Source organism: Paraburkholderia kirstenboschensis, assembly GCF_032806925.1.
Lineage (GTDB): Bacteria > Pseudomonadota > Gammaproteobacteria > Burkholderiales > Burkholderiaceae > Paraburkholderia > Paraburkholderia kirstenboschensis.
Window position 1 is genome coordinate 2139189 of sequence record NZ_CP136512.1, and the last position, 12019, is coordinate 2151207.

11 protein-coding genes are annotated in these 12019 nt (G+C 62.6%); 6 read left to right on the top strand and 5 right to left on the bottom strand.

Annotated features, from left to right (window positions below):
* Positions 1–54: 54 nt before the first annotated feature.
* Complete coding sequence (locus tag RW095_RS18400) at positions 55–198, bottom strand: hypothetical protein (protein ID WP_317017431.1); 144 nt, start codon at positions 196–198, stop codon at positions 55–57.
* Between the two features lie 61 nt (positions 199–259).
* Entirely contained in the window at positions 260–550 is a 291-nt protein-coding gene (locus RW095_RS18405; RefSeq protein WP_317017432.1) for a hypothetical protein, read from the bottom strand.
* Between the two features lie 329 nt (positions 551–879).
* On the opposite strand from RW095_RS18405, the gene RW095_RS18410 reads away from it, so the two are divergent.
* On the top strand, positions 880–1986 hold the full coding sequence (locus tag RW095_RS18410) for a 4-oxalomesaconate tautomerase (protein WP_317017434.1): 1107 nt from the start codon (positions 880–882) through the stop codon (positions 1984–1986).
* A 60-nt stretch (positions 1987–2046) separates the two neighbouring features.
* On the opposite strand, the gene RW095_RS18415 is transcribed toward RW095_RS18410, so the two are convergent.
* On the bottom strand, positions 2047–3369 hold the full coding sequence (locus tag RW095_RS18415) for a LysR family transcriptional regulator (protein WP_317017435.1): 1323 nt from the start codon (positions 3367–3369) through the stop codon (positions 2047–2049).
* Positions 3366–4067 carry a GntR family transcriptional regulator gene (locus RW095_RS18420; RefSeq protein ID WP_317017436.1) on the bottom strand — a complete coding sequence of 234 codons (702 nt, stop codon included), beginning with the start codon at positions 4065–4067 and terminating at the stop codon, positions 3366–3368. Before RW095_RS18420 ends, RW095_RS18415 begins: the two co-directional genes overlap by 4 nt.
* Before the next feature lie 400 nt (positions 4068–4467).
* Here RW095_RS18420 and RW095_RS18425 point away from each other — a divergent pair, with 400 nt between their 5' ends.
* The 4 genes from RW095_RS18425 to RW095_RS18440 all read left to right on the top strand — a co-directional run bounded on the left by RW095_RS18425 (position 4468) and on the right by RW095_RS18440 (position 8875).
* Positions 4468–5313 carry a gallate dioxygenase gene (locus RW095_RS18425; RefSeq protein WP_317017438.1) on the top strand — a complete coding sequence of 282 codons (846 nt, stop codon included), beginning with the start codon at positions 4468–4470 and terminating at the stop codon, positions 5311–5313.
* Complete coding sequence (locus RW095_RS18430) at positions 5310–5669, top strand: protocatechuate 3,4-dioxygenase (protein ID WP_128584976.1); 360 nt, start codon at positions 5310–5312, stop codon at positions 5667–5669. The genes RW095_RS18425 and RW095_RS18430 overlap by 4 nt, the downstream gene beginning before the upstream one ends.
* 109 nt (positions 5670–5778) lie before the next feature.
* Complete coding sequence (locus RW095_RS18435) at positions 5779–7122, top strand: MFS transporter (RefSeq protein WP_317017439.1); 1344 nt, start codon at positions 5779–5781, stop codon at positions 7120–7122.
* A 277-nt stretch (positions 7123–7399) separates the two neighbouring features.
* A complete protein-coding gene (locus tag RW095_RS18440) occupies positions 7400–8875 on the top strand; it encodes an alkaline phosphatase family protein (RefSeq protein ID WP_317017440.1) in 1476 nt (491 codons plus the stop codon).
* Positions 8876–8920: 45 nt separating this feature from the next.
* Here RW095_RS18440 and RW095_RS18445 read toward each other — a convergent pair whose 3' ends face one another.
* Positions 8921–11287: a DNA polymerase II gene (locus RW095_RS18445; protein ID WP_317017441.1), complete on the bottom strand. Its 2367-nt coding sequence runs from the start codon at positions 11285–11287 to the stop codon at positions 8921–8923.
* Positions 11288–11471: 184 nt separating this feature from the next.
* On the opposite strand from RW095_RS18445, the gene RW095_RS18450 reads away from it, so the two are divergent.
* Positions 11472–11897, top strand: coding sequence for a PRC-barrel domain-containing protein (locus RW095_RS18450; protein ID WP_020066394.1), 426 nt, complete (start codon positions 11472–11474; stop codon positions 11895–11897).
* The last annotated feature ends 122 nt before the right edge of the window (positions 11898–12019 follow it).

Below are 12019 nucleotides of genomic sequence, written 5' to 3' on the forward strand. Positions count from 1 at the left end.
CGGCGCCGTGCGCCGATTGTTCACCGCAATACATCGAGCCGCCCCGCGGAGCCCTTATTCGGCGATTGAGAAGCGCGCCGGACGGCTTTGCGCCGACTTCCTGGGGCGCTCGACGCGCGCAGTGGCGCCGCGGATGAACAGCACCGCGCAGAACGCGACCATTGCCCAGATGCAGAGAATTACCGTCAAAGCGCTCATTTCTTGTCTCGAAGATTGGAAACTGCGGTTATTGCTGTTGGCCTTGCTTTATTGCGGGCCGTCAGTGCATCGTAGGTTGGTCGGCGCCGCCGGAAACGAGCTCGTCGATCAGACGGGTGGTCAGACCCAGTTGCTGTTCCAGCGACGCGCGCGCTGCCTGTGCCGCTGCTTCGTCGCCGCGCGCCGCAGCATTGTACGTCTGCGTCGCGAGGCGCAACACATTCTGCGAAGCAATGTGCAGGCCGTGCATGGTTTGCGCGTCGGCGTCGGGCGCAGGGTTGGTCCATTCGGCCGTTCCCGGCTCGGGCTGGTTTTCGTCGAACGGGCGATTCTGGCGATGACGGGAAGACATCTGAAGCTCCTGACGCAATTGGCACGATGTCAGTGTGCGCCGGGTGGCCGAGCTTCAATTGGTCGAATAGAAGGCGGTTTTGAAGCCAATCCCCGGCGATGGGCAAAAGCCCGCTTTTTGTATGGAGAAAGCGGTTTCAGATGTGCGCTGCGTCAACGCATTGCCGCGGGATTCGACTCCCGCCATGCCAGGCCGCTTGCAACGCGGCGCGGATTGCCGCCAGGCACAGCCGATAAACAGATTAGATGGAATTGCGCGCCGCTTTAGGTGCTTTGCCGGAGCCGTCGAAAACTACAATGGGAGCCGCCCATTAGCGATGGAGACCCGCGATGTCCAGTCGCACCCAGATCCGCATTCCCTGCATGTTGATTCGAGGCGGCACGTCCAAAGGCGCGTTTTTCATGGCGTCCGACTTGCCCGCCGAGCCCGCCGAACGCGACCGTGTGCTGCTCGCCGTGATGGGTTCGCCCGACCCGCGGCAGATCGACGGTATCGGCGGTGCGGACCCGCTGACCAGCAAGGTCGCGATCGTTTCCCCATCGTCGCGCGAGGACGCCGACGTCAATTATCTGTTTGCGCAGGTCGTCGTCAACGAGGCGCGCGTCGATTTTGGCCAGAACTGCGGCAACATTCTCGCGGGCGTCGGCCCGTACGCGATTGAACGCGGACTCGTCAACGCGGAAGACGGCAGCACGCGCGTTGCCATTCACATGGTCAACACCGGGCAGATTGCGGTCGCGACCGTCAGCACGCCGGGCTATCGCGTGACGTATGAAGGCGACGCGCGCATCGACGGCGTGCCGGGCGGCGCCGCGCCGATTCCGCTCGAGTTCCGCGACACGGCCGGCTCGACATGCGGCGCGCTGCTGCCGACGGGGCAACTGAAGGACACGGTAGAAGGCGTCGAACTCACGTGCATCGACAACGGCATGCCGCTCGTGCTGATGCGAGCGCGCGACCTGCAACGCACCGGTTACGAAACGCGCGAGGAACTCGACGCAGACGACGAACTGAAGGCGCGCATCGAAAAGATCCGGCTTGCCGTGGGTCCGATGATGAACCTTGGCGACGTCAGCGCGCGCACGGTGCCGAAGATGTGCCTCGTCGCGGAACCGCGCAACGGCGGCACGATTTCCACGCGCAGTTTTATTCCGCACCGCTGCCATGCATCGATTGGTGTGCTTGGCGCGGTCAGCGTGGCGACGGCGGCCGTGTTGCCCGGTACGGTGTGCGACGGCATTGCGAAGGTGGAACCTGAGGGCACGCGCAAACGGGTTTCCGTCGAGCATCCGACCGGCGAGTTCACCGTCGAACTCACGCTCGGCGGCGAGCCCGATCGGCCCGAGGTGCTGAGCGCGGCGTTGCTGCGCACAGCGCGCTGGCTGTTTGACGGTGTGGTCGGCATTCCGCCCTCCGTATGGGAGCCGCGGGGCTAGCAACGCTCTGACCGCGGTCCTCGCCGCAGGCCGTCACGGGGCCGTTACCGCAAGCCGCCGCTAACTTGACGCGACACTGACTGTGCGTGTGACGTCGACCACCGACAGACGAATCGCGTCGATCAGCGCCCGGGCCGCCGGAGAGGGCGTACCCGCCGCGCGCATGGTCAGCCCGATATCGCGCCGGGTGTTGTGCAGAGGCACATTGAGCACAGCGAGTTGCCCCGCTTGCACCTCGTAGTGCAACTGCTGCGCGGACAGCGCCGCCACCATGTCGGTGCCTAGCAGCAGGCCGCGAATCACCGCGAGGTCGGCGGTTTCAACCGTGGGCATTGGCGGTTTGATTTTCATCCGCTTGAACTGGGCTTCGAATAGCGCCCGCGCGGGCGCGTGACTGCGCGGCAAAATCCACTGCACGTCACGCAAATCCGCGATGCTGGGCTCATGTGCGCGCGTGAGCGGATGATCGCGCCGCACGAGAAGCACCATGTCTTCCGACATCAAGCGCTCGTTCCTCAGGCCGCTCGTCGAGTCGTTCTCGCGCAGCGCGCCGAGAATGAAGTCGATGTCGCCCGCTCTCAATCCCGCCACCAGCGCTTCATACGCGCTTTCATCGGTGACCACCCGCACGCCCGGATTGTCCGAGCTCATCTTCGCGATGGCTTTGGGGAGGATCAGCGTGCGCCCGAGCGGCAGCGCGCCGACCGTTACCGCGCCACGAATATTGCCGCGCAGTGCGGCGATATCGTCGGGTACGTGGCGCAATTCGTTCAACGCGCGCCGCACATGCAGCAGAAACGTTTCGGCTTCGGCGGTGAGCAGAATGCCGCGCGGGCTCCGGTGAAAAAGGCTCAGGCCCGAGCCGCTTTCGAGCACGCGGATCGCGGTGCTCACAGCGGGCTGACTGATACCGAACGCTTTGGCCGCGCTCGGCATATGACGGTGCCGTGCCAGCGCGACGAAAATCTGCAGCCGCCGTGTGTTCAGCAGATAGGCGGGCAATGCGCCTTCGGCAGCAGGGCGGCGGCGTGCTTGCCGCGCAGAGCACCATTGTGCGAGTTCTTCGAGCTCTGCGAATATCCGTTCGCAGCGAAGCAGCACCGCCCGGCCAACGGGTGTGGGCAGCATGCCCGAAGGACCGCGATCGAATAGGGGTTCTCCAACTGCTGACTCGAGTTCCTGAACCGAGCGCGTGACCGCCGATTGCGCGCGAAACAGCGCGGCGGCGGCACGCGTTGCACTGCCCCTATCCGCGACAAGGCGGAATGCGCGCAATTGCGCGAGATTGAGCATCTCCTTGCTGCTTGCGGGGGGCGTGGCCTTCGCAGGCGCTTGCCCGGGCGCCCGGTTTCTAACGGCAACGAGCGATGCGTCGCGCGTCATGCGGCGCCCGCGATCAGATGCAATGCCGGCAGCGACAGGTTCAGGCTTTCCTTCGATATGTGCGTGTGCTCTTTCATCAATGCTTCCACGCGCGCGCCTTCGCCTTTCTTCAACGCGTCCGCAATCGCGTGGTGCTGGCGGTGCGCATACATCAGCATCATGAACTGACGCTCGCGCGCGGCTTCGTCGAATGCGATGGTGGAGGGCGACACGAACGGAATCTTGTCGTTCAAACTCAACGCGGCGCTAACCGCCGTGTTCTGCGCTGCCTCGATGATGAGCGAGTGAAAGCGCCCATTCATCTCCGCATAACGCACGTCGTCCCCGGGTTGAAGGTGGCCGTTGCCAAAGATGGCGTCGCCTTCGCGCAGGCAGTCGTCGAGCGCGGCGGCGAGCGCGGTGCCCACGCCGCTCTCGGCCACCGAGCGCGCGGCGAGACCTTCTAGTACGCCGCGCACGTCGATTGCGTTCAGCACGTCGCGTACGCTGAAGCGGCGCACCACGTAGCCGCGCGCGCCGGAGCGATCGAGCAGTCCTTCCGAAGACAGCACGCTTAGCGCATAACGCAGCGGCGTACGTGATACACCGAGCCATTGCGCGAGTTGCGCTTCGACGAGGCGTTGGCCGGGCGACAGTTCGCCCGCCAGAATTCTCTCGCGTAAGGTCTGAACAATAGCCTGCTGTGTCGTTTCGTTCATCGTCATCTGCTCATTGGACGTCGTCCAGTATAGCCACGCAAAACCCGCGGCACCACGCCTTGAAAAACGACTTGCGAGTTGGTTTCGTGGGCATCTGTTCTGTTTATTGGCAGCCACGTGAAAAACTCGCGCGAAAATACGGCGCAGACCGACTCGGGATACCAAGTGATCCCGGCAGCGTGCGGTTTTCCGGACTAGCGCAAGATACGTAAAGCCAGGAATTCCCTCGGTAAGACGCCTATTTGCGAGCTAACCGCGGTTTACCCGTACTTCCTAAAAAGCCCCACAATTCTTATCTTGGTATCCCAAGACGGGTTGAGAGGACGGTTTCCAGATTTCCCGCTACCTATCCGATTGGCGCGCAGCAATCGCGCAGCACGAAGGACGGAAGACAAACGAAATGGCAAGGATCATTGGCGGCATCGGCACCTCGCATGTGCCGACTATCGGCATGGCGTACGACAAGGGTAAGCAGGACGATCCCGCATGGGCGCCGCTTTTCAAGGGCTACGAGCCGGTCGCGAACTGGCTCGCCGAGCGCAAGCCGGACGCTATGGTGATGTTCTACAACGACCATGCGAACAGCTTCTTCTTCGACTGTTACCCGACGTTTGCTTTGGGCGTGTCGGGCAATCATGAATTCGCGGACGAGGGTGCGGGCAGGCGTCCGCTTCCGGATATCGCGGGCCACCCCGACCTTGCGATCCACATTGCCGAGCAACTGGTGAACGACGAGTTCGACCTCACCATCTTTCAGGACCGGGCGCTCGATCACGGCTGCAATTCGCCTCTTTCGCTGATGCTGCCTCACGCCGGCGGCTGGCCGCTTGCGCTCGTGCCTGTCGAAGTCAACGTGCTGCAGTATCCGCTGCCGACCGCGAACCGCTGCTATCGCCTCGGCCAGGCACTGCGCCGCGCGATCGAATCGTATGAAGACGATCTCGACGTCGTGGTGGTCGGCACGGGCGGCCTTTCGCACCAGGTTCACGGCGAGCGCAGCGGCTTTAACAACACGGAGTGGGACATGGAGTTCCTCGACCTGATCGTTCACGAACCGCAACGTCTTGCCGCGATGAAGCATGTCGATTACGTGCGCCTCGGCGGCGCGGAAAGCGTCGAAACGATCATGTGGCTCGCCATGCGCGGCGCGCTCGGTCCGAAGGTCCGCGAGTTGCATCGCAACTACTACCTTGCAACGAGCACCGCAATGGCCGTGACGATTTACGAAGAGGAGGTGGCGCAATGAATCCGCAACTGATCGGCGTCGAAGAACTGACGGGCACGTATCCGTTCGATATTCGCCAGAGCATCAAGGCGATGCGCCTGAACCGCTTCTTCTGGCAGATGCGCGAAGCGCCGGCTCGCGCACTGTGGCTCGAAAATCGTCAGGCGGCTTACGACGCAGCAGGTCTCACGCCGCAAGAGCGCGCGCTTGTCGACAACGCCGACTGGATCGGCCTGATCCGCTACGGCGTGTGCTTCTTCGTGCTGGAGAAATTCGCGCGCGTGGTGAAGATCACCAACCTGGGCATGTACGCAAGCATGCGAGGCGAAACCCTCGAAGCGTTTCTGAAGACGCGCCAGGTGCCCGAAGCGGTCTAGCGCGCAGCACCTGAGCCGCGCGCTGGCGGCTCCTCCATTTCGATGCCAGAACAAAAAACCGGCTTCCACGCAAAGCCGGGACGGGAAACTATTTTCTTCGGAGACATGCATGAAATCTGCAGACTCAGTCGACATCAAGGCGTTTATCGACGCACGAAAGGTGTCGCCCTACCAATGGCTCGTCCTCGTTCTGTGTTTCCTGATCGTCATGATGGACGGCTTGGACACGGCCGTGATGGGCTTCGTTGCGCCCGTCGTCATGCATGACTGGCATGTGAGCCGCACCGCGTTCGGTCCGGTGATGAGCGCTGCAATGGTCGGCCTCGCGGTCGGCGCTTTGGCTGCGGGTCCTGTTGCCGATCGTATCGGACGCAAGAAGGTGCTGATCGCTTCGGTGTTCTGCTTCGGCTTTTTCAGCCTGATTTGCGCATTTGCCGAGACGCCCGTGCAGCTTGTCGCGCTGCGTTTTCTCACGGGCCTTGGCCTCGGTGCCGCCATGCCGAACTCGACGACGCTGCTTTCCGAATATGTGCCGTCGCGCAACCGGTCGCTGCTGCTCACGATCATGTTCACGGGCTTCAATTTCGGCTCCGGCGCGGGCGGCTTCGTCGCGGCTTCGCTGATTCCGCACTACGGCTGGCGCGCGGTGTTCATGTTCGGCGGGATTCTGCCGATTGTGAGCGTGCCGCTGCTGCTGTGGCTGCTGCCTGAATCCGCGCGTCTTATGCTGGTGCGCAAGATGCCCACCGAACGTATCGCGGCGACACTTGGGCGCGTATGCGGCCACGAGTTCAACAAGGACGTGCGCTTCACGGCGCCTGAACCGGTGGTCGCGGCCAAGGCGCCGGTGCGGATGCTGTTCGCCGACGGCTACGCATTCAGCACGCTGATGCTGTGGCTAACCTACTTCATGGGACTCCTGATCATTTATCTGCTGACCGGCTGGCTGCCGACGCTGATCAAGGACGCCGGCTTGCCCGTCGAACGTGCGGCCGCGATCACCGGCATGTTCCAGTTGGGCGGCACTGTCGGCGCCGTGGTGGTGGGCTTCGCGATGGACCGTCTGGACCGCAACGGCGTGATCGGCGCGGCTTATCTGCTGGGCGGCGTGTTCATCTTCGCGCTCGGCATGGGGACGCTCAAATCGAGCCTGCTGCCGGTTCTCGTCACGTGTGCGGGTTTTTTCATGAGCGGCGCGCAGACCGGCTTGAACGCGCTTGCGCCGAGCTGCTATCCGACGCGGGCACGGGCGACCGGCGTGAGCTGGATGCTGGGGTTCGGGCGCCTGGGCGGGATTCTGGGCTCGCTCGTGGGCGGTGCGCTGCTTTCGCTCGGGTTCAGCTTTCAGGTGGTGTTCTCGGTGCTGGCGGTGCCCGCGATCATCGCGGCCGTTGCGATCGCGATGAACCGGCTCGCGCTGCGCTTTATCAGCAGTCCCGTTGCCGATGCATAAGGCCTGAGCTTGCAGCGTTGAGAAGGCTTGCGGCCAGCCGGCGGTTCCGGTCGTGCCGCATCTCCCGCGTCTGCCGCGGCGTGGGCATCGTTCACCGCTTGTGATTGCTGACCTGACTCGGTTGCTGTGCGAGAACCCGGGCTGCATCGTCAACCCGGCCTTCCTTATTTCGCGGAACGGTAATTGCTCCCTCGTTGCACGAAATCGCCCGGTGGTAAAAATCCGCCACGCGAATTCTTTCGCGAAAACAGCAAGCAGCCAACAAAGGGAGACGATCATGACGACCAGGCCAACCAATCCGCCCGATGCGGGCCGCCGCAAGGTTCTTGCCGCGCTGGCAGGCTCAATCGCACTGTCGGCGTGTGGAGGAGGCGGTGGCGGCGGTAGCAACGGCGGCTCGGGCTCTGGAGGACCGCCAGCCGTCGGCACGATTCCTCCCGGCCGTGCGAATCTGCCGCGTACCGCGCTACCCGATCCGGCTACCTCGGGCATCGATCACGTAGTGCTCGTCACGATGGAAAATCGCTCGTTCGACCATCTGCTAGGGTGGGTGCCCAATGCCGAAACTGCACAGAGCGGTCGAAACTTCAAAGATGCATTCGGCGAAACTCACACGCCGTTCTCGCTCCCCTCGAATCCCGCCTATGGCTTCCAGGCCTGCTCGTTCGCCGACCCGAATCACTCATACGACGCCGGGCGCGTTCATCTTGCCAATGGCGCAATGAACGGCTTTCTGCTCACGGCCGGCACGAGCCTCATGCGCGGCGACCTGTTGCCGATTGGCTATTTCCAGGCAGCGGACCTCGAGTTCTATCGCGGCGCGGTACCGCAGTACACCGTCTGCGACTACTATATGAGCGGCATTCTGGCCGACACTTATCCGAACCGTCTGTATCTGCACAGCGGCGAAACAGACCGCTTGTCGGACACGCTCGCCACGTCGACGCTGCCGACCATCTGGGACCGCCTGGACGCGAAAAACGTTTCGTCCACCTACTACTTCCACGACGTGCCGTTCACGGCGCTCTACGGTACGCGCTACGTGGGCCGCTCGAAGCTCTTCGCCGACTTTCTCTCCGACGCGGCGGCGGGCACCTTGCCATCGTTCTGCATGGTCGAACCCAGCTTTGGCGGCGAGGCGCAGGGCACGTCGAACGACGACCATCCTCATGCCGACGTGCGCAACGGCCAGGTGCTGCTCGGCCAGATCTACGATGCGCTACGCACCAGCCCCAACTGGAGCAGGACGCTGATGATCATCGTGTATGACGAGTGGGGCGGTTTCATGGAGCATGTCGCGCCGCCCGTGAAGCCGGTGTCCGCCGCCGAGGCCGCACTCGGCAACGACGGCCGGCTCGGTTTTCGCGTGCCCTGCGTGCTGCTCGGACCGCGTGTGCGCGCCAACTACGTGTCGCGCTATCCGTTCGACCCGAGTTCGATTCACCAGTTGCTCGCGTGGCGCTTCGGTCTCGATCCGCTTGGCGTGCGCGCGAGCGATTCGACAACCTTCAACATGGCATATGCACTCGACTTCACCGACGCGCCGCGCACCGACGCGCCGGCTATCGCGGTGACGCAAGGCACCTTCGGCTCGGCCTGCTCAAATCTATCGACGGCTACTTCGGGCGCGAGCGGCATCGCGCAACTCGACAAGAGCCAGGCCGTGCCGAATACCTCAATCAGTGCGCCGGGCGGCCGTTTTGCCGAGTTGCGAACCAAAGCGGACGCGCTCGGCTTTCCGGCGCCGAAGTAAGCCTGAATGACATGGCTTGCCCCACATTACGCTGCTGGCGCCGCGTCAGAACAACTGTTTCTGCCCGGACGTCAGCCGCGTAAAGTCGTCGCGCAGCAGCGGCAAGATTGCGTCTGCGACAGGCTGCAATTGACGCGTCAGATAGTGCTCGTAGTCGATGGCCGAGCGTAGCGTTTCGAGCGGCTCGGGTCCGGCAATAGTAATCACGTAGCTGATCCAGCCGCCGTTCTGATATTGCAGCGGACGTCCTTGCCGGCGGTTGAATTCGTCGGCGACGCGCGCTGCGCGCACGTGAGGCGGCACGTTGCGCTCGTAGTCGCCGAGCGGCCGGCGCAGGCGCTTGCGATAGACGAGCTGATCGTCGAGCTTGCCTGCTAGCGTATCGCGCACATAGTCGCGCACGTAGTCCTGATAAGGCTGCTGTGTGAAGATCCGCCGATAGAGCTCCTGCTGAAACTGCTGCGCAAGTGGCGTCCAGTCAGTGCGCACCGTTTCGAGACCTTTGTAGACGATCTCTTCGCTACCGTCCGGCAAAACAGTGAGCCCTGCATAGCGCTTCTTGCTGCCTTCTTCCGCGCCCCGAATGGTCGGCATGAAGAACCGCCGGTAATGCCGCTCGAACTGCAATTCGAGTGCGCTCTCGAGCCCGAAACGCCGTTGCAGATCTTGCTGCCACCATGCGTTGATATGGTCGACAAGCGCTCGTCCAATGCGGCTCGCTTCTTCTTCGCCGTGCGCGTGCTTGAGCCAGACGAAGGTCGAATCCGTATCGCCGTAGATGACTTCATAACCTTCGGCCTGAATCAGCTCGCGCGTGCGGTGCATGATTTCGTGGCCTCGCATCGTGATCGACGACGCAAGCCGCGGGTCGAAAAAGCGGCAACCGGTCGAGCCGAGCACGCCGTAAAACGCATTCATGATTATCTTCAGTGCTTGCGAGAGCGGCTTGTTCTGCTCGCGCTTCGCTGTCTCGCGGCCTTGCCATACCTGGCTCACAATCGAAGGCAGGCAATGGCGTGTGCGAGAGAAGCGGGCGCCGAGAAAGCCCGGCACCGATTGATCTTCGCCGGGATTGAGCATGCCTTCTACCAGCCCGACGGGGTCGATCAGAAACGTACGAATGATCGACGGGTACAGGCTCTTGTAATCGAGCACGAGCACCGAATCGTAAAGGCCGGGGCGCGAGTCCATGACGAATCCGCCGGGACTCGCGGCGCCGGCCACGTCGCCGAGATTAGGTGCGACGTAGCCTTGCCGATGCATTCGCGGCATATACAGATGCGTGAACGCCGCCACGGAACCGCCGCTGCGATCGGCAGGCAGGCCGGTAACGGTGGCGCGTTCCAGCAGAAACGGCAGCAGTTCGGTCCTGGCGAAGATACGCGTGACGAGCTCGCAGTCCTTCAGGTTGTACCGGGCGAGCGCGGGCTTGTCTTCGTCGAAGCGGCGCTGGATCTCATCTATGCGCTGATATGGATTGTCGATAGCTTTGCCTTCGCCCAGCACGGCGCGGGAAACGTGTTCGAGGCTAAACGACGGGAAACTCCATGTCGCGGAGCGTAGTGCCTCGATGCCGTCGATGATCAATCGCCCAGCGGCGCCCGCGAAATAATGGTTCTGCTTGAGGCCGTGTTCGCGCCATTCCATCGCCGCGCCACCACGTCCGAGCCGAAGCGGCACGCGGTATTGTTCGGCATGCTGCTGCAGCACACGCAAATCGAACTGCACGAGATTCCACCCGATAATCGCATCGGGATCGTGCCGCTCCATCCACGTGTTCAGTTTTTCAAGCAACTGTGCGCGCGTTTCGCAGTATTCAAGGTCGAAGTCGATTTCACTCGCGTCGCCGTTCGGCGGCCCGAGCATGTACACCTGACGCTGCCCGCAACCTTCGAGTGCGATCGAGTAGAGTTCGGCGTGGACGCTCGTTTCAATGTCGAGCGACACGAGTCTCAATGAAGGACGATAGTCCGCTGCCGGTTTCAACTCGCCATTCACGAGCGCGGCGTCGCGCCCGATGTCACCGCTGAACGCGACCGGCGCGGTGATGAAACGCTCCATCATGTAGCGCTCGGGCGGAAAGATGTCGGCTTCATAGACATCTACGCCACCTTGTTTCAGGCGCTTTTCGAAGCCGGTCAACTGACGATATTGCGGACAGTACAGTCCCATCACGGGCCGATGGTGAAAGTCGCGCAATTCCAGTGAACGCAGATCGAGCGGCGCTTCGCGGCGCAGAATGGTTTCGGCGCGTTCGCGCTGTTCAGCGGGAATGAATGCAACCGATGTTTGATGGCGCAGACGGATATGACGAGGCCCGCCGTCTGTTGCCAGCCAGAAATCGACTTCGGTGCCGGCGGGTGTGTCCCGCCAATGCCGCGTCAAGATGAAACCCTGCTCAAGCTCAGTCAAACTCACCACCTCGGAAACGGCCCGTTATCGCCCGATGCGATTTTACCGCCCTGTCCGCGCAGCGTGCTCCGCGCTTATGTCACCCAGCATGCAGCCGCGCGTCGTAGCCGGTATGATGCTTTGGCAGCGTTTCTTTCGGCGCGGTTATGCGCCGGTCAAATCTTCTAAAAAACGGAGTAAAAGAATGACTTTGGGCAAACTTCTGGTGGCCGTCGCGGTAGCTGCAACGAGCTTCGGCGCGCAGGCGCAAGTCGCCGGCACGCAACCTCTCAGTGTCACCGTCGAGCAGTCCAATGCGCTGCTGAACGGCTGGAGTGTGAAGAAGAGCATTCTCGGCAAAGCTGTGTACAACGACCAGAACGAGAAGATCGGCTCGATCCGCGATCTCGTGGTTGCACCGGACGGCTCGCTTTCCGCTGCAATCGTCGCTGCGGGCGGCTTCCTCGGCGTTGCGTCGCATGACGTAGCGGTGCCCATTGCAGCACTCGACATTCGCTCGGGGAATTTCTATCTGGCGGGCGCGACGAAGGCAGCCTTGAAGGCAACGCCGGAATTCCAGTACAACAAGGTTCAGGCACCGGCCAAGCCGAAGAAACTGTCGACGCAGTGATGCCGCTGGCGGCGGATTCGTGGGCTCCAATGGAGGTCCGGCTCGGAGCCCGATTTGCGGCCTGATCTGTTGGCCCACCGCGAATCTGATTGCAGGCCGGACATATCCGGCCTGCACCCGGA

What these genes read in the sequence shown, in the direction of transcription:
- RW095_RS18400 (WP_317017431.1), bottom strand. Translation starts at nt 198, where the DNA reads ATGAGCGCTTTGACGGTAATTCTCTGCATCTGGGCAATGGTCGCGTTC.
- RW095_RS18405 (WP_317017432.1), bottom strand. Translation starts at nt 550, where the DNA reads ATGTCTTCCCGTCATCGCCAGAATCGCCCGTTCGACGAAAACCAGCCC.
- RW095_RS18410 (WP_317017434.1), top strand. Translation starts at nt 880, where the DNA reads ATGTCCAGTCGCACCCAGATCCGCATTCCCTGCATGTTGATTCGAGGC.
- RW095_RS18415 (WP_317017435.1), bottom strand. Translation starts at nt 3,369, where the DNA reads ATGACGCGCGACGCATCGCTCGTTGCCGTTAGAAACCGGGCGCCCGGG.
- RW095_RS18420 (WP_317017436.1), bottom strand. Translation starts at nt 4,067, where the DNA reads ATGAACGAAACGACACAGCAGGCTATTGTTCAGACCTTACGCGAGAGA.
- RW095_RS18425 (WP_317017438.1), top strand. Translation starts at nt 4,468, where the DNA reads ATGGCAAGGATCATTGGCGGCATCGGCACCTCGCATGTGCCGACTATC.
- RW095_RS18430 (WP_128584976.1), top strand. Translation starts at nt 5,310, where the DNA reads ATGAATCCGCAACTGATCGGCGTCGAAGAACTGACGGGCACGTATCCG.
- RW095_RS18435 (WP_317017439.1), top strand. Translation starts at nt 5,779, where the DNA reads ATGAAATCTGCAGACTCAGTCGACATCAAGGCGTTTATCGACGCACGA.
- RW095_RS18440 (WP_317017440.1), top strand. Translation starts at nt 7,400, where the DNA reads ATGACGACCAGGCCAACCAATCCGCCCGATGCGGGCCGCCGCAAGGTT.
- RW095_RS18450 (WP_020066394.1), top strand. Translation starts at nt 11,472, where the DNA reads ATGACTTTGGGCAAACTTCTGGTGGCCGTCGCGGTAGCTGCAACGAGC.